The 22,337-nt window shown below is 62.6% G+C and carries 23 protein-coding genes; 14 read left to right on the top strand and 9 right to left on the bottom strand.

Annotated features, from left to right (window positions below; genetic code table 11):
* Positions 1 to 30 precede the first annotated feature (30 nt).
* From mgrA to ACODTZ_RS22060, 3 genes are all read left to right on the top strand, one after another.
* Positions 31 to 1,062, top strand: coding sequence for an L-glyceraldehyde 3-phosphate reductase (mgrA, locus tag ACODTZ_RS22070; protein ID WP_489028051.1), 1,032 nt, complete (start codon positions 31 to 33; stop codon positions 1,060 to 1,062).
* Between the two features lie 237 nt (positions 1,063 to 1,299).
* Positions 1,300 to 2,913 carry a glycoside hydrolase family 43 protein gene (locus ACODTZ_RS22065; RefSeq protein ID WP_489028049.1) on the top strand — a complete coding sequence of 538 codons (1,614 nt, stop codon included), beginning with the start codon at positions 1,300 to 1,302 and terminating at the stop codon, positions 2,911 to 2,913.
* Positions 2,914 to 3,072: 159 nt separating this feature from the next.
* On the top strand, positions 3,073 to 3,390 hold the full coding sequence (locus ACODTZ_RS22060) for an RcnB family protein (protein ID WP_047512368.1): 318 nt from the start codon (positions 3,073 to 3,075) through the stop codon (positions 3,388 to 3,390).
* A 47-nt stretch (positions 3,391 to 3,437) separates the two neighbouring features.
* On the opposite strand, the gene ACODTZ_RS22055 is transcribed toward ACODTZ_RS22060, so the two are convergent.
* The 3 genes from ACODTZ_RS22055 to znuA form a co-directional block, all read right to left on the bottom strand.
* Positions 3,438 to 3,611 carry a hypothetical protein gene (locus ACODTZ_RS22055; protein ID WP_413391445.1) on the bottom strand — a complete coding sequence of 58 codons (174 nt, stop codon included), beginning with the start codon at positions 3,609 to 3,611 and terminating at the stop codon, positions 3,438 to 3,440.
* On the bottom strand, positions 3,608 to 4,813 hold the full coding sequence (locus ACODTZ_RS22050) for a GTP-binding protein (protein WP_489028047.1): 1,206 nt from the start codon (positions 4,811 to 4,813) through the stop codon (positions 3,608 to 3,610). The genes ACODTZ_RS22055 and ACODTZ_RS22050 overlap by 4 nt, the downstream gene beginning before the upstream one ends.
* 93 nt (positions 4,814 to 4,906) lie before the next feature.
* The gene (znuA, locus tag ACODTZ_RS22045; RefSeq protein ID WP_489028045.1) at positions 4,907 to 5,965 is read right to left on the bottom strand and encodes a zinc ABC transporter substrate-binding protein ZnuA; all 1,059 of its coding nucleotides are present in this window, start codon (positions 5,963 to 5,965) and stop codon (positions 4,907 to 4,909) included.
* A 101-nt stretch (positions 5,966 to 6,066) separates the two neighbouring features.
* Between znuA and ACODTZ_RS22040 the strand changes: the two genes are divergently transcribed.
* Genes ACODTZ_RS22040 through ACODTZ_RS22025 form a run of 4 tightly spaced genes read left to right on the top strand, consistent with a single transcriptional unit; the run spans position 6,067 to position 8,446 of the window.
* A complete protein-coding gene (locus ACODTZ_RS22040; protein WP_489028043.1) occupies positions 6,067 to 7,011 on the top strand; it encodes an ATP-binding cassette domain-containing protein in 945 nt (314 codons plus the stop codon).
* Positions 7,004 to 7,822 (top strand): iron chelate uptake ABC transporter family permease subunit, encoded by an 819-nt coding sequence (locus tag ACODTZ_RS22035; protein WP_489028041.1) that lies wholly within the window; start codon positions 7,004 to 7,006, stop codon positions 7,820 to 7,822. Before ACODTZ_RS22040 ends, ACODTZ_RS22035 begins: the two co-directional genes overlap by 8 nt.
* Positions 7,819 to 8,217 (top strand): Fur family transcriptional regulator, encoded by a 399-nt coding sequence (locus tag ACODTZ_RS22030; RefSeq protein ID WP_047512361.1) that lies wholly within the window; start codon positions 7,819 to 7,821, stop codon positions 8,215 to 8,217. The genes ACODTZ_RS22035 and ACODTZ_RS22030 overlap by 4 nt, the downstream gene beginning before the upstream one ends.
* 55 nt (positions 8,218 to 8,272) lie before the next feature.
* The gene (locus ACODTZ_RS22025) at positions 8,273 to 8,446 is read left to right on the top strand and encodes a hypothetical protein (RefSeq protein WP_489028039.1); all 174 of its coding nucleotides are present in this window, start codon (positions 8,273 to 8,275) and stop codon (positions 8,444 to 8,446) included.
* Positions 8,447 to 8,696: 250 nt separating this feature from the next.
* Here ACODTZ_RS22025 and ACODTZ_RS22020 read toward each other — a convergent pair whose 3' ends face one another.
* Both ACODTZ_RS22020 and ACODTZ_RS22015 read right to left on the bottom strand, forming a co-directional pair.
* Positions 8,697 to 9,227: a gamma carbonic anhydrase family protein gene (locus ACODTZ_RS22020; RefSeq protein ID WP_489028037.1), complete on the bottom strand. Its 531-nt coding sequence runs from the start codon at positions 9,225 to 9,227 to the stop codon at positions 8,697 to 8,699.
* Between the two features lie 12 nt (positions 9,228 to 9,239).
* Entirely contained in the window at positions 9,240 to 9,953 is a 714-nt protein-coding gene (locus tag ACODTZ_RS22015) for a fumarylacetoacetate hydrolase family protein (RefSeq protein ID WP_489028035.1), read from the bottom strand.
* Positions 9,954 to 10,115: 162 nt separating this feature from the next.
* Between ACODTZ_RS22015 and dusA the strand changes: the two genes are divergently transcribed.
* A complete protein-coding gene (gene dusA / locus ACODTZ_RS22010; RefSeq protein WP_489028033.1) occupies positions 10,116 to 11,147 on the top strand; it encodes a tRNA dihydrouridine(20/20a) synthase DusA in 1,032 nt (343 codons plus the stop codon).
* A gap of 245 nt (positions 11,148 to 11,392) precedes the next feature.
* Here dusA and ACODTZ_RS22005 read toward each other — a convergent pair whose 3' ends face one another.
* On the bottom strand, positions 11,393 to 12,817 hold the full coding sequence (locus ACODTZ_RS22005) for a Dyp-type peroxidase (protein WP_489028031.1): 1,425 nt from the start codon (positions 12,815 to 12,817) through the stop codon (positions 11,393 to 11,395).
* Positions 12,818 to 13,341: 524 nt separating this feature from the next.
* Here ACODTZ_RS22005 and ACODTZ_RS22000 point away from each other — a divergent pair.
* The 3 genes from ACODTZ_RS22000 to ACODTZ_RS21990 all read left to right on the top strand — a co-directional run bounded on the left by ACODTZ_RS22000 (position 13,342) and on the right by ACODTZ_RS21990 (position 16,743).
* On the top strand, positions 13,342 to 14,592 hold the full coding sequence (locus tag ACODTZ_RS22000; protein WP_111563470.1) for an MFS transporter: 1,251 nt from the start codon (positions 13,342 to 13,344) through the stop codon (positions 14,590 to 14,592).
* Between the two features lie 167 nt (positions 14,593 to 14,759).
* Positions 14,760 to 15,923 carry a GGDEF domain-containing protein gene (locus tag ACODTZ_RS21995; protein WP_489028029.1) on the top strand — a complete coding sequence of 388 codons (1,164 nt, stop codon included), beginning with the start codon at positions 14,760 to 14,762 and terminating at the stop codon, positions 15,921 to 15,923.
* A 184-nt stretch (positions 15,924 to 16,107) separates the two neighbouring features.
* Complete coding sequence (locus ACODTZ_RS21990) at positions 16,108 to 16,743, top strand: DUF2272 domain-containing protein (RefSeq protein WP_489028027.1); 636 nt, start codon at positions 16,108 to 16,110, stop codon at positions 16,741 to 16,743.
* A 3-nt stretch (positions 16,744 to 16,746) separates the two neighbouring features.
* Here ACODTZ_RS21990 and ACODTZ_RS21985 read toward each other — a convergent pair whose 3' ends face one another.
* Positions 16,747 to 18,006, bottom strand: coding sequence for an MFS transporter (locus tag ACODTZ_RS21985; protein WP_489028025.1), 1,260 nt, complete (start codon positions 18,004 to 18,006; stop codon positions 16,747 to 16,749).
* A gap of 225 nt (positions 18,007 to 18,231) precedes the next feature.
* Between ACODTZ_RS21985 and ACODTZ_RS21980 the strand changes: the two genes are divergently transcribed.
* The 3 genes from ACODTZ_RS21980 to ACODTZ_RS21970 all read left to right on the top strand — a co-directional run bounded on the left by ACODTZ_RS21980 (position 18,232) and on the right by ACODTZ_RS21970 (position 21,475).
* The gene (locus ACODTZ_RS21980; protein ID WP_047512340.1) at positions 18,232 to 18,585 is read left to right on the top strand and encodes a DMT family protein; all 354 of its coding nucleotides are present in this window, start codon (positions 18,232 to 18,234) and stop codon (positions 18,583 to 18,585) included.
* Positions 18,586 to 18,714: 129 nt separating this feature from the next.
* Complete coding sequence (locus tag ACODTZ_RS21975; protein ID WP_489028023.1) at positions 18,715 to 20,292, top strand: DUF1800 domain-containing protein; 1,578 nt, start codon at positions 18,715 to 18,717, stop codon at positions 20,290 to 20,292.
* A 10-nt stretch (positions 20,293 to 20,302) separates the two neighbouring features.
* Complete coding sequence (locus ACODTZ_RS21970; protein WP_489028021.1) at positions 20,303 to 21,475, top strand: DUF1501 domain-containing protein; 1,173 nt, start codon at positions 20,303 to 20,305, stop codon at positions 21,473 to 21,475.
* Between the two features lie 24 nt (positions 21,476 to 21,499).
* Here ACODTZ_RS21970 and ACODTZ_RS21965 read toward each other — a convergent pair whose 3' ends face one another.
* Entirely contained in the window at positions 21,500 to 21,838 is a 339-nt protein-coding gene (locus ACODTZ_RS21965; RefSeq protein ID WP_489028098.1) for an ArsR/SmtB family transcription factor, read from the bottom strand.
* Between the two features lie 4 nt (positions 21,839 to 21,842).
* The gene (locus ACODTZ_RS21960; protein WP_489028019.1) at positions 21,843 to 22,289 is read right to left on the bottom strand and encodes an SRPBCC family protein; all 447 of its coding nucleotides are present in this window, start codon (positions 22,287 to 22,289) and stop codon (positions 21,843 to 21,845) included.
* Positions 22,290 to 22,337: the final 48 nt, after the last annotated feature.

The raw sequence follows: 22,337 nt of genomic DNA, 5'->3' as shown, positions 1-22,337 counted from the left end.
CGCGCCGTTTCTACATGAGGGATGAGGATTATGAGCTGGCAACCGGCTTCCGACCGCTATTCGAAAATGAAGTACAACCGCACGGGCCGTTCCGGCCTGAAGCTGCCGGCCGTATCGCTCGGCCTCTGGCACAATTTCGGCGGCGACACGCCGCATGACCGCAAGATCGACATGTGCCGCACGGCCTTCGATCTCGGCATTACCCATTTCGACCTCGCCAACAATTACGGCCCGCCTCCCGGCAGCGCCGAGACGGCCTTCGGCGAGATCATGCGCACCGAATTTGCCGGCCTGCGCGACGAGTTGATCATTTCGTCCAAGGCCGGCTACGACATGTGGCCGGGCCCTTACGGCGAGTGGGGCAGCCGCAAGTATCTGATCGCCTCCTGCGACCAGAGCCTGAAGCGCATGGGTCTCGACTATGTCGATATCTTCTATTCGCACCGTTTCGACCCCGATACGCCGCTGGAAGAGACCTGCGGCGCGCTCGACCATATCGTGCGCTCCGGCCGCGCGCTCTATGTCGGCATCTCGTCCTACAATTCGCAGCGCACCCGTGAAGCTGCCGCCATCCTCAAGGAACTCGGCACGCCGTGCCTCATCCACCAGCCGAGCTATTCGATGCTCAACCGCTGGGTCGAGGACGACAAGCTGCTCGATACGCTCGACGAGGTCGGCATGGGCTCGATCGTGTTCTCGCCGCTGGCGCAGGGCATGCTGACGACGAAGTATCTCGGCGGCATCCCTACGGATAGCCGCGCAGCGCAGAACCACTTCCTGAAGAAGGACTTCATCCGCCCTCAGATCATCGACAACATCCGCAAGCTCAACGAGATCGCGGAACGTCGCGGCCAGACGCTGGCGCAGATGGCGATCGCCTGGGTGCTGCGCGGCGACCGCGTGACCTCGGCGCTGATCGGCGCCAGCCGCTCGTCGCAGATCGTCGATTGCGTCAAGGCGCTCGACAATCTGGAGTTCACCGCCGAGGAGCTGAAGGAGATCGATGGTTACGCCCGCGAGGCGGACATCAATCTCTGGGCGAAGTCCGCGGAACGGGAATAAGCTGATGCAATGAGGGAGGGAAACAAAGTTGCCTCCCTCATTCCTGTGCCCGGACTTCGTCCGGGCGATGTCACAGGAATCCAGCCAGCCCAAGTCCTTGGGCTGGAAAGAGTCCTTTCACCGCGCCGACACGCGGTGGCTGGATCCCTGTGACGAGCACAGGGATGAGGACCGGAGAGGTGGCCTTCCTGGAAGCTCATAGCAGACCAAAATCGCCATTCGGAGGAGGTGGCCCTGATGATCCGCAATCCAATCCTGCCGGGTTTCAATCCGGACCCGTCGATCTGTCGTGTCGGCAAGGATTACTATATCGCGACCTCGACCTTCGAGTGGTATCCTGGTGTGCAGATCCATCACTCGCGCGATCTGGTGAATTGGACGCTGGTGCGGCGGCCGCTGGAGCGGGCGTCGCAGCTCGACATGCGCGGCAACCCTGATAGTTGCGGCATCTGGGCGCCCTGTCTCTCCTATGCCGGCGGGCTGTTCTGGCTTGTCTACACCGACGTCAAGCGCTTCGATGGCAACTTCAAGGATGCGCATAATTACATCGTGACCTCGCCAACGATCGAGGGCGAATGGTCCGAGCCCATCTATGTGAACTCGTCGGGCTTCGACCCGTCGCTGTTTCATGACGATGACGGCCGCAAGTGGTTCCTCAACATGCAATGGAACCACCGCACGGAGAGCTTTGGCGGCGCGCCGAAGTCTCCGGCCTTTGATGGCATCCTGCTGCAGGAGTGGGATGCGGAGACGAAAGCGCTGAAGGGGCCGATCCGCAACATCTTCGCGGGCAGTTCGCTCGGGCTGGTCGAGGGACCGCATCTCTTCAAGCGCAACGGCTATTACTATCTGACCACCGCCGAGGGCGGAACGGGCTACGACCATGCGGTGACGATGGCGCGGTCGCGCGATATCGCCGGCCCATATGAGATGCATCCGAACAAGCACCTAATCACCTCGAAGGATCATCCGGAAGCCATTCTGCAGCGGGCAGGGCATGGGCAGTATGTCGAGACGCCTGACGGGCAGGTCTATCATACGCACCTCTGTGGCCGGCCGATGCCTCCGAAGCGGCGCTGCACGCTCGGGCGCGAAACCAGCCTGCAGAAATGCGTCTGGAAGGATGATGGCTGGCTCTATCTCGAAAATGGCACCACGGTCCCCGACGTCACCGTGCTGGGACTTGGCGGCGCTGCGCAGGCAGAGAAGCCGATGCGCAGCGAGTACAGCTTTGATGGTGGCACGCTGCCTGCCGATTTCCAGTGGCTGCGCACGCCGAAGCCGGAGCGGATATTCAACCTCACGGAGCGGCCCGGTCACCTCAGGCTGATCGCCCGCGAAAGCATCGGCTCATGGTTTGAGCAGGCGCTGGTGGCGCGGCGGCAGGAGCATCACAGTTTTAGGGCCGAGACGGTCGTCGAATTCGATCCGGATACCTACCAGCAGGTGGCGGGGCTGACGCACTACTACAACAGGCACAAGTTCCACGCGGTTGCGGTGACGCTGCACGAGAAGCTCGGACGCTGCGTGACGATCCTCTCCTGCGACGGCGACTATCCGAACGGGCGCCTGAGCTTTCCCGCCGGCAGCGGCGAGGCGCTTCCCGCCGGAGGCCGTGTCCAGCTTTCCATGGAAATCCGCGACAATGACCTGCAGTTTTTCTGGCAGACAGAGGGTATGGGCGCGTGGCGGGCGATCGGGCCGGTGCTCGACGCCGGCGTGGTTTCCGACGAAGGCGGGCGCGGTGAGCATGGCTCGTTTACCGGCGCATTCGCCGGCGTCTTTGCCTTCGATACGTCGGGGCGCGCGAAGACGGCCGATTTCGACTGGTTCAATTACGACGAGCTGTGAAAGAGAGTGACATCACCTCGCGCTGGGTGATGTCACATTTTCTAATTTAATATATGCTTTCAAGCATGTGTTTTTATTACTGAAGTTTAATTTAACTTTCAGTTTCGGTTCATCATTTCAGGTCTAGGTTCGGGGCGTGTTCAACACGAGGAAACCCCAATGAAAAAGATGTTTGCCGTTCTTCTCTCCGCTTCTTTCCTGGCCGCGCCGCTGGTTGCCGCGACGGGTGCAAGCGCGCAGGAACACCATCGCCGTCCCGTCGTCGTCGAGCGCGACGTGCATGTCACCAAGTACAAGTGGAGCCGCGGCCATCGCATGAGCCCCGCCGAGCGCCGCAACATGCGCGAAGTGCGCGACTACCGCCGCTACCGTCTGGCGCCTCCGCCGCGCGGCTATCGCTGGGTGCAGGTCAACAACGATTACCTGATGATCAGCATTGCGAGCAATGTGATCTCGAACATCGTCGTCGGTCGCTGATCGTTCGACGTGACTTGTGTGGAAAGGGCGGCTTCGGCCGCCCTTTTTCATGTCTGTCTTTCGGGCGCATTGCGCCCCAGCCGCGCCGCCAATTTGCTGAGAACGCCGGTGACCGGCTTGCGCTCTTCTGTCTCGGGTGGCACTGCCAGCCCCTCGATCGGCGGCAGCGGGTCGCATTCCTCGCAGACGCATTGATATCTCCTGATCGCTTGCGCCTTCATGCGGCCTGATCTCCCCAGCGGGCGAAGGGATCGGGCATGTCGTGCCATTTGTCCGGTGTGAAGTCCTCGGCGCGGACAAGACATGCGTCGAGACGCGTGCGGATCCAGGCTTCGTCCATCGGGTCGGCGCCGATGAAGACGATTTCCTGGCGGCGGTCGCCCCAGACGGGGTGCAGATAGGGACCGATCGCGGTCATGAAGCGCGGATCGTCCGGCCAACGTTCTCTCGGCACCGCCGACCACCATGTACCCATGCGGCTTGTGCGCAGGATGGCGCCCGCCTGGCTGACCTCGCCGACATGATGCGGTCGAGTGGCCAGCCAGAAGAAGCCCTTGGCGCGGACTACGCCCGGCCAGGCCGTGTCGAAGAAGCGCTGCAGCTTGGCTGGATCGAAGGGGCGCTTCTCGCGATAGACGAAGGAGCGGATGCCGTATTCCTCGGTTTCCGGCACATGGTCGTTGAAGCCATGCATCTCCTTGTACCAGAGCGGATGGGTCTCGGCCTTGTCGATGTCGAAGAGGCCGGTGCCGAGCACCTCCTGAGGTCGAACCTTGCCGAAATCGGCCTCGATCAGCCGGGCATCCGGGTTCAGGCCGACGACGATCTGGCGGGCGGCCTGGAGTTGTTCGGCGGTGGCGGTGCCGACCTTGTTGAGGATGACGACGTCGGCGAATTCGATCTGCTCGACCAAGAGGTCGATCACCGTTCTGACATCGCCATCGCCGGCGGTTTCTCCGCGATCACCGAGGAAATCGGTCGAGGCGTAATCGGCGAGCAGGCCGGCAGCATCGACGACGGTGACCATGGTGTCTAGTTCGGCGACATCGGACAGGCTCATGCCGTCCTCATCGCGGAACTCGAAGGTGGTGGCGACGGGCAGGGGCTCGGCGATACCCGTGGATTCGATCAGCAGGTAGTCGAAGCGGTTCTGCTCGGCGAGCTGGCGGACCTCCTTCAGGAGGTCGTCGCGCAGCGTGCAGCAGATGCAGCCGTTGGTCATCTCGACCAGTTCCTCATCGGTGCGCGACAGGTTGGCGCCGCCATCGCGCACCAGTGCGGCGTCGATGTTTACTTCGCTCATGTCGTTGACGATGACGGCGACGCGCAGGCCATCGCGGTTCGCCAGTATGTGGTTCAAAAGCGTCGTCTTGCCGGCGCCGAGGAAGCCGGAGAGGACGGTGACCGGCAGTTTCCTGTTCATTGCGATCTCCAGTTAATGTTATAATATTACATTTGTGGACCTGGAAAAGGCGGACTGTGTGCCCGCCTTTTTCGATATGCGGTGGGGCCGGTCTCAGCTTTCGCGCGACAGGCAGTCCTTGAGATTGTTGGCGATGCCGCGCATCAGCTTGAAATAGAGATCCGGGCCGGCATCGAGCGTTGCGGCTTCGGGATCGAGTACGCCGGCCTTGGCCTTGGTGCCCTCGAGCACGACATCGACCAGACGCGGCTGGAACTGCGGTTCGGCGAAGACGCAGGTTGCGCCAAGGTCCGCCACCTTCTTGTGGATTTCGGCGATCCGCTCGGCGCCCGGAATGGTTTCCGGGCTGACGGTGATCGAGCCGGCGACGCGCACCTTGTACCGGTTTTCGAAATACTGGTAAGCGTCGTGGAAGACGATGAAGGGCTTGTCCTTGACCGGTGACACGATGCCGGAGATCTCTTTGTCGAGCGCGTCGAGCTTGGCGTTCAGCGCCTCGGCATTGGCCTGGTAGGCAAGGGCGTTGGCTGGGTCGGCGGCCACCAGCGTGGTGGTGATCTCGGCGGCCATGGCTTTGGCGTTTTCGGGGTCGAGCCAGAGATGGGTGTCGAAGGCGCCGTGGTCATGGTCGTGATCGCCATGTGCCTCGGCGGCGTGATCATGATCATGACCGGCCGCTTCCTTGGCGTGATCGTGGCCACCGGCCTTTTCGGCATGGTCGTGGCCAGCTTCATGCGCATCGCCATCATGGTCGCCATCGTCATGGGCTTCGAAGGCGCCGCCCTCGCGGAACTTGAGCTTGGTCAGGCCCGGCGCCTTGTCGAGCTCGGCGACGCTGGCATCTTCTCCGAGCGCTTCCAGCGGCTTTTCCAGGAAGGCTTCCATGCCGGGGCCGACCCAGAAGACAACCTTGGCATCCTGCAGCGCCTTGGCGTTGGAGGGCTTCATCGAATAGGTGTGCGGGGAGGCTGCACCATCGACGATCAGCTCCGGCGTGCCGACGCCCTGCATGATGGCGGAGACCAGCGAGTGCACCGGCTTGATCGAGGTGACGACGACGGGAGCGTCCGCGCCGCGGGCCGTGCCGGCAAGGAGGAGGGCCGGGAGTGCGAGGCCTTGTAGCGCCAGGGAAAGGCCGGTCGCGAGTTTCATGTGCATGCTCCGCTCGAATTGCATAGGTAATGTTATTACATCAATTGCGTTATGCTATAACGTGTGCGATAGCAGGGCGCAACAGCACTTTCGGAAAAATGATGCCATTACCCGCAAATTCCGAGGCGAGACCGCTCGTTTCGCTTTCCAATGTCGGTGTCCGCAGAAACGGCCGCTGGCTGGTTCGCGGCGTCGATTTCTCCGTCTCGCGCGGCGAGATCGTGACGCTGATCGGCCCCAATGGTTCGGGCAAATCGACGACGGTGAAGACGGCGATCGGGGTGATAAAGGCCGACGAGGGCAAGGTGACGCGCGCCTCCGGCCTGAAGGTCGGCTATGTCCCGCAGAAGCTCGCCATCGACTGGACGCTGCCGCTGACGGTGCGCCGGCTGATGACGCTGACGGGGCCGCTTTCGGCCAGCGACATGAGCGAAGCGCTCGATGCCGTCGGGCTTTCCCACATGATCAATGCCGAGGTGCAGCATCTCTCCGGCGGCGAGTTCCAGCGGGCGCTGATGGCGCGCGCCATTGCCCGCAAGCCCGATCTGCTGGTTCTGGACGAGCCGGTGCAGGGCGTCGATTTCTCCGGCGAGATCGCCATCTACGAGCTGATCAAGACGATCCGCAACAGGACGGGATGCGGCATCCTGCTGATTTCGCACGACTTGCATGTCGTCATGGCGGCGACCGATACCGTGATATGCCTCAACGGCCATGTCTGCTGCCGGGGCACGCCGCAGGCGGTGACGCAGAGTGCGGAATATGTGCGGCTGTTCGGCAGCCGCGCGGCGCAGTCGCTTGCTGTCTATAGTCACGATCACGATCATACGCATCTCCCGGATGGCCGCGTTCTGCATGCGGATGGCTCGGTGACGGATCACTGCCATCCTGACGATGGCCATCACCATGATCATTCGGACCACTCGCATGATCATGCTCACGACCATGGGCATGAGCATCATGACCACCGGCACGATCACGCCCATCATCATACGGCCGATGATGGACACGGGCACAAGCATCCGGCGGGAGAGCGCCATGTTTGACGATTTCTTCGTCCGCGCCATCATCGCCGGCGTCGGACTAGCGCTGACCACGGGGCCGCTCGGCTGCTTCATCATCTGGCGGCGCATGGCCTATTTCGGCGATACGATCTCGCATTCGGCGCTTCTCGGCGTGGCTCTGTCGCTGCTCATGCAGTTCAACCTGACGCTCTCGGTCTTCGTCGTGGCGGCCGCCGTCTCGATCCTGCTGCTCCTGCTGCAGAAGCGGCAGGCGCTGTCGGCCGATGCGCTGCTCGGCATTCTCTCGCATGCGACGCTGGCGATCGGGCTGGTCATGGTCGCCTTCATGACGTGGGTGCGCATCGACCTCATCGCCTTCCTGTTCGGCGATATCCTCGCCGTCTCCAAGGCCGATATCGCATTCATCTGGGGCGGCGGCATTCTGGTGCTTGGTGCGATCGCCTGGCTGTGGCGGCCGCTGCTTGCCTCGACCGTCAATCCCGAGCTGGCCGAGGCCGAAGGGCTGAAGCCGGAGCGGGCACGGCTGTTCTTCATGCTGCTGATGGCCGTCGTCATCGCGATTGCCATGAAGATCGTCGGCATCATGTTGATCACGTCGCTGCTGATCATTCCGGCCGCTGCTGCCCGGCGCTTTTCGTCGACGCCCGAGATCATGGCAGTGCTCGCCTCGCTGATCGGGGCGGTCGCCGTGGTCGGTGGGTTGTTCGGCTCGCTCACCTACGACACGCCGTCGGGCCCGTCGATCGTGGTCGCGGCCCTCATTCTCTTCATTCTCAGCCTGCTGCCCAAGTTCGGGCGGAGCCAGGCCGCCACGGAAGGACAAGGCTCATGAGCGCACCCGCACTGACCAAGAACCAGGCGCTTGTCTTCGACGTTCTGGAAAAGGCCGACGGCCCGCTCAGCGCCTATACGATCCTCGACAAACTGCGCGACCACGGTTTTCGCGCGCCGCTGCAGGTGTACCGGGCGCTTGAGAAGCTGCTCGAATACGGCGTCGTGCACCGGTTGGAGAGCATCAACTCCTTCGTCGCCTGCGCGCATCCCGGCGAGAATTGCCACAGCCACGGCATCGTCGCCTTCGCCATCTGCGAGAGCTGCGGCCAGGTGATGGAATTCCACGACCACGAGGTCGACCATCGCCTGACGGACTGGACCAAGTCCAAAAAGTTCAAGGCGGAGAAGACGACGATCGAGATCCGCGGGCTTTGCGAGGCTTGCGCGGCGTAGCGCTTGGCGTGGACGAGGAGGGAGGCAGGCCGTTTATCTCCTCATGGAGCTCAAAGTGAAGGCGCATAAGGCGTTCGACCTCGCTGGCGTTTCGTTCTTCGATCAACAGTTCGCCCAGCTGATATCGAGCGCATCGGGTGCTTTGGGCGGCGATCCAGGCGCGAAGCAGCAAGTACGCGTACCTCATCATCGCGAAGGTCAACAAGCCAAGCGGCCCATATGGAAGTAGCGCATTCACTATCTCTGCAAACATAGCCGCATCCTGCACGATGAACAGTTGGCGACCTGTATGCTTGCTACTCAGATATGACGCAAAGCACAGGTGTCGGAGGACATCGTCAGGTGCTTCAAAGTGCGTTCAGTGTGAAATGCGATAAAAAAGTCTGCTGGCGCTGGGACGCAACGGATGCTGGCTGATTCTTATATTCTCTCCTGAGGTTTGAGATGGATTAAGTGCGGAATTAGGTCGCTTCTCGTGATCAATCCAGCCTCTTCAAATCTCGCGCAAACCGCTGCCCGTTGGCGACGTATTTTTCCGCCGAGCGCCTGAGCCCTTCGATCGCCTTGTCGTCGAGGGTGCGGATGACCCGGGCGGGGGAACCGACGATGAGGGAGTTGTCGGGGAATTCCTTGCCTTCCGTCACCAGCGCATTGGCGCCGACGAGGCAGTTGTTGCCGATCTTCGCGCCATTCAGCACCGTGGCGCCCATGCCAACAAGCGAATTGTTTCCGATCACGCAGCCATGGACAATCGCATGATGACCGATGGTGCAGCCTTCGCCGATCGTGAGGGGATAACCGGGATCGGTGTGCAGCATGGCGCCTTCCTGGATATTGGTCGCCGCGCCGACCGTGATCGGCTCGTTGTCGCCGCGCAGCACCGCGCCGAACCAGACGCCGACATCACTGCCCAGTGTGACCTTGCCGATCACATGCGCATCGGGCGCGATCCAGTACGTGCCTGATGGCGGCAAATCCGGTTCGTGGCCCGAGAGCGCATAGATCGGCATGGTCATTCCTCCTTAGGCGACGTTGATCGACAGCTTTGCAATGCCGTCGATGCCGCAATCGATATGGTCGCCGCGCTTGACGGCGCCGACGCCTGCCGGTGTGCCGGTCATGATCACGTCCCCGGGGGCGAGTTCGAACAACTTCGAGAGTTCGGCGATGATTTCAGGCACTTTCCAGATCATCTGGTTGAGATCGCCATCCTGGACGCGCTTGCCATTCAAATCGAGCCAGACGCGGCCGGCATCGGGGTGGCCGAGCTTTGCGGCCGGGACGATCGAAGAGACCGGAGCGGAATGTTCGAAGGCTTTCGCCAGCTCCCACGGACGGCCGAGCTTCTTGGCTTCGGCCTGCAGGTCGCGGCGGGTGAAATCGATGCCGACGGCATAGCCGTAGACGCAATCGAGCGCGTTTTCGAGCGCGATATCCTTGCCGCCCGCTTTCAGCGCCAGCACGCATTCGACCTCGAAATGGACGTCGTTCGACAGCGGCGGGTAGGGGAAGTCCTTGCCGTCGGCGAGCAGATTATCGGCGTTCTTCTGGAAGAAGAAGGGCGGCTCGCGGCTCGGATCATGACCCATCTCGATGGCATGGTCGGCATAGTTGCGGCCGACGCAATAGACGCGGCGGACCGGAAAGCGATCGGTGGTGCCTTCGACGGGGATGAGGACGGGCGCGGGCAGGGGAATGACGGTGCCGGCGGCCGGGGCGGAAGAGGAGGTGGACATTGGGACGGGATGCTCTTGCTGTTTTCGTGAGTCCGATCATCTTAGCCGCAAAATCGAAGCGGGGGAAAGCTTGGAAGGCGGTGCTGCGGTACGCGCGTTCCGGCATTGCTGCCCTGCGCGGGGAAACTGGCGTTTTCGCGCGCTTTGCGCTATGAGCGCGGCATGACAACATCGCATTTCTACAAACAGGCGCTTGAAACGAAGCGGCCGGTCTTCGCGGTTGCGCCGATGATCGACTGGACCGATAGGCATTGCCGCTATTTCCACCGGCAGATCAGCCGCAACGCGCTGCTCTACACGGAAATGGTCGTGGCCGACGCGATCATCCACGGGCCGCGCGAGCGGTTGCTGTCCTTCGACGCCGCCGAACATCCGGTGGCGCTGCAGCTTGGCGGGTCCGATCCGGAGAAGCTGGTGAAGGCGGTGGAGATCGCGGCGCCTTACGGCTACGACGAGATCAATCTCAATGTCGGCTGTCCCTCGGACCGGGTGCAATCGGGCACCTTCGGGGCCTGCCTGATGCTGACGCCTGATGTCGTGGCGGATTGCATCCGGGCGATGAAGAAGGTGTCCTCGGTGCCGGTTACCGTGAAGTGCCGGATCGGTGTGGACGAGCAGGAGCCGGAGAAGGCGCTGCCTGATCTTCTCGACCGGGTGCTCGATGCCGGTGCCGACGCGATCTGGATCCATGCGCGCAAGGCCTGGCTCAAGGGCTTGTCGCCAAAGGAAAACCGCGAGATCCCGCCGCTCGATTACGACATCGTCTACCGCACCAAGCAGGCGCGGCCGGATGTGTTCATCGGCATCAATGGTGGCATCCAGACGCTGGATCAGGCCGAGGAACATCTGCGGCATGTCGATGGCGCCATGCTCGGGCGGGCGGCTTATCAGAATGCGGGCGTACTTGCCGATGTCGATCATCGCTTCTTCGGGGCGGAGGCGCAGGCCTTCGACTGGGAGCTTCTGCGCGACCGGATGATGGACTACGCGGCTCGGCATATCGCCGATGGTGGCCGGCTGCAGCAGGTGGCGCGGCATATGGTGGGGCTGTTTACGGGCTTGCCTGGGGCGCGGCGTTATCGGCAGATTCTGTCCACCGATGCGGTGAAGGCCGGGGCCGGGCCAGAGGTGATCGCGGCGGCTTTCGCGGCGGTGGATTTTTCCGGTGCGGTGGAGGATGCGGTTAGCGCTTGAGGTTTGACTGCCTGCGTTTTTGAGCGTGGTGCCGCGGGATACCCCCCTCTGTCCTGCCGGACATCTCCCCCACAAGGGGGGAGATCGAATCGTGGTGGCGGCATCCCCAAGCAATGAGAGTTGAGCGAGCGGCTGCTCCCAGCCAATCTCCCCACCTGTGGGGGAGATGCCCGGCAGGGCAGAGGGGGGCGCCACACGGCGAAACTGTTCGATGGACACACCAGCCCCGTCCGTTCGCTGCCCCCCTACAAACTCCGACAAAACGCCAAAGACGGCATGAAGAAATACTCCCCGCCCTTCATCGTCACCGCCTGCGGTGTCGCGGTCGTGGTCGCGGTGGTCGTGCCGCCCCATTCGACCGGACAGTGGATGTCGGGGCGCGGGTTGGGGCTTTGGCCGATCACGAGGTCGAGGCCCGGGGCGCCGGCGCCTGGAGGGACGCGGGGGAAGCCGGGGTTGTTGGCCCAGGTCGATTGCGCGAACTCGAACTGCTCGGCGATATCGGCGTTGAAGGCCATGAACAGCAGGCCGACATCCTTGCTCGGCTTGTTTTCGATGCGGCCGTCATTGGGCTGGTCGGTGCGCACGCCATAGGTCTGGCCGCGCCGCGCCATGATGTGCAGGCGTTCGCCGTCGACGGGTTCGAAGCCGCCGGAGCCGCGCGGGTTGACCTTGCGGATATGGGCGAAGAACGGACATTTGGCGCCGTTGGGATCGCTGTCATAGTCGAAGTCGTTGGGCACCGGGTGGTGGTTGCCGTCTGCGAACTGGGTGGTGAGCGGCGTGCCATCCTCGAAGCGGCCGACCAGCATGGCGCCCGCCCGTTCTGCATCGTCGCCCTTCAGGTGCAGCCGTTTGGCCAGGGCCTTTTCCTGCTTCTTGAACTGCTTGACGTTCTGCTCGAGCTTGCGGAACACGAAGTAGCTGCCGAAGTGCTTGGCCGGATCGGGGGCGGCGGTATCGGGTACGATCACGCGGTTCAGCGCAAAGGCCGGGTCCCAGTTGGTGGCGCCGTCGGCCGTCAGGCGTTCGTCGTCGATATCCTCGGTCAGGAACAGCGGCTGGCTGCGGCCGTCGACATAACCGAAGTGCTCGATGCCGTCGCCATTGCTGTTGTGCAGGCCGTGGCCCTTTTCCTCGCCGAGAATATGGACGCCGTGGCATGCCTGGATCAGGTGACGCACCGCCGTCAGCGCCTTGTTGCGCGGGCCGGACATCTGGTCGCCGACGAGGATGACGGCGTGGATGATGTCGCGGAAATGTGGCTCCCAACTCGCGGGTGCCGGATCGTTCAGGCCGGCGTTCTTCATGCCGGAGCGGAACGAGGCGTCCGGCGGGATTTTCGGGGCGGGGATCTGCAGCGCCGCATAGCCATCGCCGGTGAGGCCGACGCTGACATAGGGCGTGCCCTTGGTGCCCGTCGCCTTGAAGGCCTTGACCTCCTGCAGGTGGGTTTTCGCCGATTTCAGGAGCGGCGTGCCTGTCGGTGGCTGCGACAGCGCCTTCAATAGCGCGCGGCCGCCGGCGGGGTCGGAAAATTTCAGGAACAGGATGGTCAGGAATTCGCGGGTGTGGACCTTGACGATATTCGGTTGAAGCTCGTCGAGCATCACGGCGGCGTCTCCCGCAGCGCTCTCCCATGAAAGCGGTTGGGTCAGATCGAAAGGCATGGCTCCTCCTCCTCGGGGCTGGTCGGCCTAGGATGTCTTCATGCGCATAGCTGGAACTGCTCAGACCGACGGTTGATCTGCTGTTGTCTTGCTCAGGTCTAAACTCATCGATTTTTCGCAAGCGGTATCATCGCCGCCAGAGACTGGCGGGCGCATTGCCGGTATGGATGCAATCTATCTGTGCTTGCTTTTTATGGTTTCATATGCAACCTGACATTTATATCTCACATTTTGCTAATAATCGCAATAGCTATTTAGAAGCAGGTACTTGGCCGGAATTTTTGCGCCAGAATGAAACGCTCGCCCTTTGGTGGTCGCTTAGCGAGAGGTTGCGTGTGCCGACGTTGGGACCTTCCACGAGCAAGGTGCGATCACGACAAACGTGATGGAACAAGGGCAGCGTTGCTGACGTTTCGAGAACGCTGCCTGTCACAGCTCCACCCCGCCCATATCAGGGCGATCCCTCTCTTCGACGGCATCCGGATTTGCCCGCTTCGCCGCCGCTTTCGGACGGAGGATCCGTTATGTCCGCATTGGAAAGCCTGCGCCGGCTGACGCCGCAGCAGCGCAATACCGTTATCGCCAGCTATCTCGGCTGGACGCTCGATGCCTTCGATTTCTTCATACTCGTCTTCGTTCTCAAATATATCGCCACAGAATTCAAAACCGACGTTCCCGCCGTCTCGGTGGCGATCCTCTTGACGCTGGCCATGCGGCCGGTCGGCGCGCTGCTCTTCGGGCTGGCGTCGGATAAATACGGGCGGCGGATCACGCTTATGGTCAATGTGCTGCTCTATTCGATATTCGAATTCCTCACCGGCTTCTCCACCGGGCTCACCATGTTCATCGTGCTGCGCGCGCTCTATGGCATCGCCATGGGTGGCGAGTGGGGTGTCGGTGCGTCGCTGGTGATGGAGACCGTGCCGGAGGAGAGCCGCGGCATCGTCTCCGGCATTCTGCAGGCCGGCTATCCCTCGGGCTATCTCCTGGCCTCGATCGTGTTCTTCCTGCTCTTTCCCATCATCGGCTGGCGCGGCATGTTCTTTGTCGGCGCCGCACCGGCGCTGCTGGTGCTTTACATCCGCCGCAGCGTCGAGGAGAGCCCGGCCTTCCTGAAGCAGCAGGAGCGGGGACGTCGGCCGTTCCTGACGGTGCTCAGGGAAAACATCCCGCTGTTCATCTGGTCGGTGCTGTTGATGACGGCGTTCAATTTCTTCAGCCACGGCACACAGGATCTCTATCCGACCTTCCTCGAGACACAGCGCAACTATGACAGCTACACCACTGGTGCGATCGCCATCGTCTACAATATAGGCGCGATCTGCGGCGGGCTGTTCTTCGGGGCGCTGTCGCAGAGGATCGGTCGTAAGAAGGCGATCGTCATTGCCGCGCTGATCGCGGTGCCGGTGGCGCCGCTGTGGGTCTATGCGCCGGGTCCGGTGCTGCTTGCGATCGGCGCCTTTCTGATGCAGTTCTTCGTGCAGGGTGCCTGGGGCATCGTGCCTGTTCATCTCAACGAGCTTTCGCCGGATGAAGTTCGCAGCACCTTTCCGGGGTTTGCCTATCAGCTCGGCAATCTGCTGGCATCGGGCAATGCCACGATCCAGTCCGGCCTCGCGGCTCACTGGAACGGCGATTACGCCTATGCGCTCTTGATCGTCGCCGGCATCGTGGCCGTCGTCGTGGCCGTGCTGGCGGCGTTCGGCTACGAGAAAAAAGATGTGCGCTTCGGCTCGGAGGATGCCGGAGAGCCGCACCGCGCCCTGCGCGCGTGAGCGGCAAGGGGCGGCCTCCGACAATCTGGGGCTGCCCCTTGCACCCGTATCGATCGATATGTAGTCTACCGCAGGTAGGCTTTTGTTAACGTTGAGTGGCTAGCGCTTTTCATCGAGGCGGTGTTTTGCGCACCGGGCCTCGTCATCATCGTTCGATGGGTGCCGCAGTGAATTTTGCCTTTATGCTTCCGGTCATGATGCTGACCTTCGGCTGCACCTTCCTCGTCGTTTCAAGGTTCGGATCGCGCGAAGCCGGGCTGTGGGCAGTGGGTTTTCTCTCCGCGGCCGTCGCCTTCTCGGTGCCGATGTTTTTCTCCTGGCTGCCGATCCCCGTTCAGGCGCTCAGCGCCGACGCACTCTTTCTCTCCGCCTTCTATTTCTACAGTGGCGCGCTTCTGAGACGCTTTCGCCGGCCATTGCGTACCGCCTTGCGCCTGGGCGTTTGCGTCGTTGCCTATGCGGCACTCGCCTATGCGGTGCTGGTGCTCGAAAGCCTGCCCGCCGAGCTCCTCATCAGCGATATCGCCTGTTCGGCCTTGCTTATCTTCGCGATCGGTTCCTCCTTGCGCAGCACGCGCAGGGCGATCGACCGCATTCTGCTCGGCGTCGCCTCGCTGATCGTGCTTGAGGCGATCGTCCGCAATGCCATCCTGCTGGTGATATTCTCGCCTGGGGGCGACTTGGAGAGCTTCGGTACCTCCACTTACGCGTTTGTCATGCAGGCGGGTGCTTCCGTCATCGCGCTGCTCTTTGCGCTTTCGGCGCTGGCTGCAACGACGCTCGACACGATCGAGCGCTACCGAGATGCCGCCGAGAGCGATTCCCTGACTGGCCTGCTCAACCGGCGCGGCTTTGAGGAAACGGCGAGGCGGCTGAGGGCGCGGGGCGCGCTGAAGGGCGCAATACTCCTGTGCGACATCGACCATTTCAAACGGATCAACGACACGTTCGGCCACGCCGCCGGCGACAGCGTGATCGCGGGTCTCGCGGAACTATTGAAAGCGCGTCTGCCTGATGGCGCCTTTGCCGCGCGTTTCGGCGGCGAGGAATTCGTGGCGTTTCTGCCGGGCGCGGAGCTCGCCGATGGCGGCAAGGTCGCGAACGCGATCCGGCTTGCGTTTTCGGTGGCCGGACAGCCCGATGTCGCCGGTGTCGGCAAGATCACCGCAAGCTTCGGCGTCGCCTGCGTGGCATCCAGCGACGCGTCGCTGACGGAAACGATCGACCGCGCGGACGCAGCCCTCTACGCGGCCAAGGATGCCGGGCGCAACCGGGTGATGCTGGAAGGCACGCCGGCGCGGGAAGCGCCCGCCATTCACGTGGCGTCTTGAACCGCCTCGCGTCACTCCAAGCCAAACATTTGATGGCATTTCTGCAGCCTTCTCGATGGCTGAGAATTATCTTTGATTGTGGTAGATTTCATAATTGCAATTATATGGTTTAGTTTATTGACGCGCCTATTGGACTGCGTCTTCATGAGGACGGCGAGACAATCCGTCTTCAAGGGGGAGCAAGATGACACAGTTCACCGACGAACTCGTGCGCGTGTGCAAGGGGGAATACGCCCGCTGGGACAATGGAGAGGGGCGGGAGACCTGGGGAACGCCGCAGCATGCCAAAGACTATTACCTCTTCGTCAAAGAATACTGGCAAGCGGTCGGAAACAACAGGCTCGACGGGCGCACAATCGTCGGCGGCATCAAGCCTGCATGGTCGTCCGCTTGCGTGTCCTTCTGCATGAAGAAGGCCGGTGCGGGAACACGGTTCTTCTACACGGAGGCGCACTGCCACTATGTGAACAAGGCTATGCAGCAGGCGAGCGGCGCGATCACTGGCTATGGCTACCGCGCCCGAAAGACCGACGAATACAAGCCGAAGCCCGGCGACGTCGCCGTCGGAGGACGCGAGTATGCGCTGGCATTCACCTACGAGAAGGCAGAGCTGGTCTATGAAGCCGACAGCTTCTATCCGTCGCACGGGGACATCATCCACACCATCAGCGATGGCTTTGCACTAACGATCGGCGGCAATGTCAGCGACAGCGTCACGCAGAAGCGATTGAAGCTCACGAGCACCGGTTATCTCAGGGACCGGGTGAACAGTTCCGGGCGGGACATCCCCTGGATCGCCGTGCTCGAATGTTTGATCTAGCGATCAGGCTGCGCATACTTGGGGCTTTGCCGATGCACGCGGCGCGATTGCCTCGCGGCCGAGCATGAAAAGCGCCAGCGCGAAGAGCGCGACACTGCCATGCACCCAATAGGCAAGGCCATATCCGCCCCGGTCGGTCAGCCATCCGGCGACCACGTTGCTCAGCGATGCGCCGATGCCTTGCACGGTCATCACTGCGCCGAGACCGACGTTGAAGCGGCCGGTGCCGGCGAGAATCCGTTCGGCCGCGATCGGCGTTGCGATGCCGATCAGGCCGGCGCCGACCCCATCGAGGAACTGCACGGGATAGATCGAGCCGAAGCTCGGCACACTGCCGGCGATAGCGCCGCGCAGGGGTAGCGCGCAGAGCGCGATGATGAAGACGGATGCCAGTCCGAAGCGTCTGATGAGGACGGGAGCAAGCAGCGCCATTGCGATCATCGACAGCTGCGACACGCCGGTGACGATCGCCGTGGTGCGAAAGGGCGTGCCGAGTTGGATGGAGAAGTTCTGGGCGATGAGCCGACTCATCGGGGCGTTGCCGAAGTGGAAGACCAGCAAGGTCAGCGCCAGCAGCACGAGACCACGCGAGTTCGCCAGCACCGAATAGCCGGAGGGGCTGATTGCCGCGCCAGATCTGTCGTCTGGGTCCTTGTCCTTGGTTAGGCCGCGGGCGACGTCGTTGTCGATATCGTCAGGGCGGATTGCCAGCGTCGCGATGATCGCGGCGAGCGCGGTGATGAGCATCAGGCCGATCACGCCGTTCAGCCCCCAGACTATGGTGGCGGCGTAGACGCAGGCGAGCGAGAAGACGTTGCCCGCATGGTTCCAGAATTCGTTGCGGGCGACCTGTTGGGAGAAGGCGCTTTCGCCGACGAGGCCGAGCGTCAGGCCCATCAGCGCCGGGCCGATCACCGCGCCGACGATCGCGGTCATCGACTGGCCGCCGAAAACCGAGGCATTATCGGGACTGGCAAACGTCCAGAGTGCCGCCGCCGTGACCAGCGTAACCGGGATGACGATTAGCAGGCGCTTATGCGGCGAGGCATCGACGAGGGCGCCGAATAGCGGCGTGGCGATCAGGCCGAGAACGCCGCCAAGGGTTGCCACGATACCCAATGTCATCGGACTCCAGCCGTGGGTCGCGAGGAACCCATCGAGAAAGGGGCCGAGGCCGTCGCGGGCGTCTGCGAGGAAGAAATTGAGAACCGCTAGCGCCACCAGCGAGCGACCGGACAGACCACTGTTCGAAACTGAGTTCACGCCATGTCTCCGCCAAAGGGCCTGTGGAGCGCGATTGCCAGAGACATCATTCGGCCGGCCTGGCTTCCGGTGCTGCCACAAACGGCCTGTCCGGTGAAATGTTCCGGTCCGCGTGACGTTCTGATGCCCCGGAGACGATATATTTCGCGGAGGCGGTCGGACCTCTTGAAGCCTTTCCGTTCAGCGGTACATGCTGCCGCCAGCTTCAACTCTCGGGAATCACACATGCCCTTTGCCCTCAGCCCCGCGGCCATCTGGCCGATCGTCATGCTGCTTGCCTCCAACGTCTTCATGACATTCGCCTGGTACGGGCATCTCAAGCACAAGGGGACGGCGATTTTCGTCGCCATCATCGTCAGCTGGGCGATCGCCTTTTTCGAATATTGCCTGGCGGTGCCGGCCAATCGGATCGGCTCGGCGGTCTATTCGACGGCGCAATTGAAGACGATGCAGGAGGTGATCACGCTTCTGGTGTTCTCCGGCTTCTCAGTGTTTTGGCTGGGCGAGAGCCTGACCTGGAACCATGCGATCGGATTTGCACTGATCGCGGTCGGAGCGTCTTTCATCTTTCGTGGCTGATTGCGGTCCCCGCTTGATGGGACCGGGTAAGTCCTTGAATTACAAATTGTCCATGTCACGTCTCTGCCTCAATTTGCGACGGTTTTGACCGCAGCCTGTCACCATCCAGGGATATGGAGGTGACAGGTCATGAGTCTTTCCTTTCCGACGATGGCGGCCATCCGCTTCGGCTACGGTTTTCGGCCGGGCGAGGCGGCGGCGCAGAACGAGGACGACCTGTTGCGGCAGGTGAACGCGGATGCGCGGGCACCGGTCGCCTTTCCCGTCGGCGGTATCGAGCAACGGCACCAAGTGATCGCCGACCTGCAGGCCAACCTGCGCGATCTTAGGCAAAGCGGCGACGATGACCAGGCGCGTCGCGAGCGGCGCAAGGTGTTGCAGAAGCAGGCACAGCGGGCCTTCCAGCAGGATGCGAATGCGCGGCTGCTGCAGGCGGTGATGTCGCCCAACGGTTTCCAGGAGCGGCTTTCAACCTTCTGGACCAATCATTTCTCCACCAGTGCAAACAAGAGCCTGCCGATGCGGCTGCTCGTGCCGCTTTACGAGGCCGAAGCGATCCGGCCGCGTATCGGCGGGCGTTTCGCCGACCTATTGCGCAGCGCCACCGAGCATCCGGCGATGCTGATCTATCTCGATCAGGCGGAGTCGCTCGGGCCGGATTCCAAGGGCGGCATGCGGCAGAAGAAGGGGCTCAACGAAAACCTCGGACGCGAATTGCTCGAGCTGCACACGCTTGGGGCCGGCAGCGGCTATACGCAGGCCGATGTGCGGGCCGCCGCCATGGTGCTCACCGGGCTGACGATCGACCGGCAGGAAATGGACATGGCGTTTCGCCCCAACATCGCCGAGCCCGGCCGGCACGAGGTTCTCGGCGTCAGCTATGGTGGCGACAGGCGGCGGCCGGGCGATTATCTTGCCATGCTCGACGATCTCGCCGCCAATCCGAAGACGGCGGCGCATATCTGTCGCAAGCTGGCGGTGCATTTCGTTGCCGATCAGCCTGATGACGGGCTGATCGCAGAGATGACCGGCGCCTGGAAGAAGACCGACGGCGATCTCAGGGCAGTCTACGGCGCCATGCTCGACCATCCCGCCGCCTGGGCGAACGAGGGCGCGAAGGCGCGCCAGCCATTCGATTTCGTCGTCGCCGGCCTCAGGGCGCTGAATGCGGGCTCTGGCGATGGCACCGTCGTCGCCTTTTTCGAGGATAACCAGCAGGACGATGACGCGCAGACCATGGGAGCCCAGGGCAATATGGCCCCGAGCGTTCCTGATATGGGCGGCGCGATGAATGGTGGCGCCAAGGCCGATATGAAGGGCGGAGACACCGCTGATGGCGGCGGGCCGTCGATGATCGATCCCGGCGACGAGGACAGGGTGAAGCGCCGCAAGGCGATGCAGACGGCAAGGGCGCTCGGGCAGGGCGCGCTGAGGCGTATGGGGCAACCGATCTGGGTGCCGCCGAGTCCCGCCGGCTTCGAGGAGAGCTTTTCGGCCTGGATCACGGCCAGCCAGCTGGCGGAGCGGCTCGGCTGGGCGCGGCGGGCGACCGCACAGTTCGGGCAGGGGCTCGATCCCCGTGAATTCCTGAAGGCAACGCTTGGCGATGCCGCGCGTGACGATACGATCCGCGTCGTCAGCCAGGCACCCAACAAGACAACCGGCCTGATGCTTGCGCTGGCGTCGCCCGAGTTCAATCGTCGATAGGAGCTTTGAAATGACCGATTTCACGCTATCGCGCCGCGGCTTCCTTGCTTCCGCCTGCTGCCTCGCTGCGGCCCCGATCCTCACCCCCGTCACCTTCGCGTCGATGCCGGGAGACAAGCGCTTCGTCACCATCGTGCTGCGCGGGGCGATGGATGGGCTGGCGCTGGTGCAGCCCTATGGCGATGCCGGTTTCGCGGCGTTCCGGCCGACGCTGGCGCTGACACCCGAGACCGGGCTTATCGATCTCGACGGGCATTTCGGTCTACATCCTTCCGCCGCCGATCTGATGCCGCTGTGGCGAAGCCGGGAGCTCGCCTTTGTGCATGCTGTGTCGACGCCCTATCGCGACCAACGCAGCCATTTCGACGGTCAGGACATGCTGGAATCGGGCGGCGAGCATGTCTCGGAGGAGAAGACCGGGTGGCTGAACCGGGCCCTTGCCGTCATCCCGCGATCGGATGCGCGCAAGGCGATCGACGTCAACACCTCGACGGAGCTGATCCTGACCGGGCCCAACAACGTCGACGTCTGGGCGTCGGATTCCAATCTCGGGCCTGCCCGCGACGAGACGCAGTTCCTTCAGCGGCTTTACGCCGGCGACCCGGCCTTTGCGAAGGCGATGGAGGAGGCGACGCGCGCAAACAGCGCATCCATGGTGGCCGAGCCCGGCGGGCCGCGCGGCCAGAAGGTGGCGGATGTGGCAGCCCTTGCCGGCAACATGCTGAAGGGCGACTACCGGATCGCCAGCTTCTCGATCACCGGCTGGGATACGCATGTCGGCCAGATCGGACAGTTCAAGCGTCCGGTGCAGGACCTGACGGAGGCGATCACCACGCTGAAGTCGACGCTGGGGCCGGATATCTGGTCGAAGACCGTGGTGCTCGCAATGACCGAATTCGGCCGGACGGTTCGGGAGAACGGGTCCGGAGGGACCGACCATGGCACGGGCGGCTGTGCCGTGCTGGCGGGTGGCGCGATCAATGGCGGTCGCATCCTCGGCCGCTGGCCGGGGCTTGGCGATCAGCAGCTTCTCGATGAGCGCGATCTGGCGCCGACCGCCGACGTGCGGGAGATTGCGGCCGCAATGCTTTACCGGCAGTTCGACGTGACGGTGGATGATCTGACGGCCAAGATATTTCCTGGTGTGACCTTCGACAAGGGATCGCAGTTTCTGCGGGCTTGAGCCGGTTGGCTGGTTTCGCCGGGCTCAACGCTCGACGAAGGCGCGCAGGCGCTCCAGCGCGTCATCCCACTGCCGGGAGACGCCGTCGAGATAGGCGCGCATGATGTCGATGCGGTCACGGCGGAAGCTGTAGTGGCTTTCGCGGCCGACCTTTATGCTTTCGACGAGACCTGCTTTTTCCAGGACAGTCAGGTGCTTGGTGATCGCCTGGCGTGTCAGCTCCGTGCCGCCGGAGAGGCCGGCGATAGAGGATGGGCGGCCGTCGCTCAGCGCGGTGAGCAGAGAGAGGCGGGTTGGGTCGCCGAGAGCCGCGAAAAGTGCGGCGGCGTCTCGGCCGGCCGTGGTGGCGCCAAGGTTCGGCATTTGCTCAGCGTTCGACATGGGCCTTGATGTTCTTGATCTGCTCGGCCCATCCGCCGTCGTTCATGCGGAAGGCCTCAGCGCGGCGGTATTCGGGGACCTTGTCGAAGCCGGATTCGGTGATGGTCAGCCGGGTGCCCTTCGATATCGGCTCCAGACGGAATTCGACCAGTGTCGGGATCTCGGTGGAATAGTCTCTATCCGGATCGACCGCATAGGGGAGCCAGGTGAAGGAAAACAGCGTTGGTTCCTCGATGCGCTTGACGGTGACTGTCCAGCGGAGATGCTCGTAGCCGGGATAGAGGATCTTGCCGGTGGCTTCCTCTCCGGCGACGAAGGGCGCGTCGATCTTGACGCGGAACCATTCGCCGAATTCGCGATAGTCGCTGATGGCCTGCCAGACGCGGGCCACAGGTGCATTGAGTTCAATGGTCTTTTCGATGCGATCGGACATATTGGCAACCTCCTGGTTGCCTTTTTATCGCTTGGTTCGTTGAGAAAG

The sequence above is a fragment of the Rhizobium sp. FG113 genome, from assembly GCF_057809895.1.
The sequence above is the reverse complement of the archived record's forward strand: the minus strand, read 5'-3'. Positions and strand labels throughout refer to the sequence as shown.

Coding starts and splice junctions, on each gene's coding strand:
- mgrA (WP_489028051.1), top strand. CDS start 31: ATGAGCTGGCAACCGGCTTCCGACCGCTATTCGAAAATGAAGTACAAC.
- ACODTZ_RS22065 (WP_489028049.1), top strand. CDS start 1,300: ATGATCCGCAATCCAATCCTGCCGGGTTTCAATCCGGACCCGTCGATC.
- ACODTZ_RS22060 (WP_047512368.1), top strand. CDS start 3,073: ATGAAAAAGATGTTTGCCGTTCTTCTCTCCGCTTCTTTCCTGGCCGCG.
- ACODTZ_RS22055 (WP_413391445.1), bottom strand. CDS start 3,611: ATGAAGGCGCAAGCGATCAGGAGATATCAATGCGTCTGCGAGGAATGC.
- ACODTZ_RS22050 (WP_489028047.1), bottom strand. CDS start 4,813: ATGAACAGGAAACTGCCGGTCACCGTCCTCTCCGGCTTCCTCGGCGCC.
- znuA (WP_489028045.1), bottom strand. CDS start 5,965: ATGAAACTCGCGACCGGCCTTTCCCTGGCGCTACAAGGCCTCGCACTC.
- ACODTZ_RS22040 (WP_489028043.1), top strand. CDS start 6,067: ATGCCATTACCCGCAAATTCCGAGGCGAGACCGCTCGTTTCGCTTTCC.
- ACODTZ_RS22035 (WP_489028041.1), top strand. CDS start 7,004: ATGTTTGACGATTTCTTCGTCCGCGCCATCATCGCCGGCGTCGGACTA.
- ACODTZ_RS22030 (WP_047512361.1), top strand. CDS start 7,819: ATGAGCGCACCCGCACTGACCAAGAACCAGGCGCTTGTCTTCGACGTT.
- ACODTZ_RS22020 (WP_489028037.1), bottom strand. CDS start 9,227: ATGCCGATCTATGCGCTCTCGGGCCACGAACCGGATTTGCCGCCATCA.
- ACODTZ_RS22015 (WP_489028035.1), bottom strand. CDS start 9,953: ATGTCCACCTCCTCTTCCGCCCCGGCCGCCGGCACCGTCATTCCCCTG.
- dusA (WP_489028033.1), top strand. CDS start 10,116: ATGACAACATCGCATTTCTACAAACAGGCGCTTGAAACGAAGCGGCCG.
- ACODTZ_RS22005 (WP_489028031.1), bottom strand. CDS start 12,817: ATGCCTTTCGATCTGACCCAACCGCTTTCATGGGAGAGCGCTGCGGGA.
- ACODTZ_RS22000 (WP_111563470.1), top strand. CDS start 13,342: ATGTCCGCATTGGAAAGCCTGCGCCGGCTGACGCCGCAGCAGCGCAAT.
- ACODTZ_RS21990 (WP_489028027.1), top strand. CDS start 16,108: ATGACACAGTTCACCGACGAACTCGTGCGCGTGTGCAAGGGGGAATAC.
- ACODTZ_RS21980 (WP_047512340.1), top strand. CDS start 18,232: ATGCCCTTTGCCCTCAGCCCCGCGGCCATCTGGCCGATCGTCATGCTG.
- ACODTZ_RS21975 (WP_489028023.1), top strand. CDS start 18,715: ATGAGTCTTTCCTTTCCGACGATGGCGGCCATCCGCTTCGGCTACGGT.
- ACODTZ_RS21970 (WP_489028021.1), top strand. CDS start 20,303: ATGACCGATTTCACGCTATCGCGCCGCGGCTTCCTTGCTTCCGCCTGC.
- ACODTZ_RS21965 (WP_489028098.1), bottom strand. CDS start 21,838: ATGCCGAACCTTGGCGCCACCACGGCCGGCCGAGACGCCGCCGCACTT.
- ACODTZ_RS21960 (WP_489028019.1), bottom strand. CDS start 22,289: ATGTCCGATCGCATCGAAAAGACCATTGAACTCAATGCACCTGTGGCC.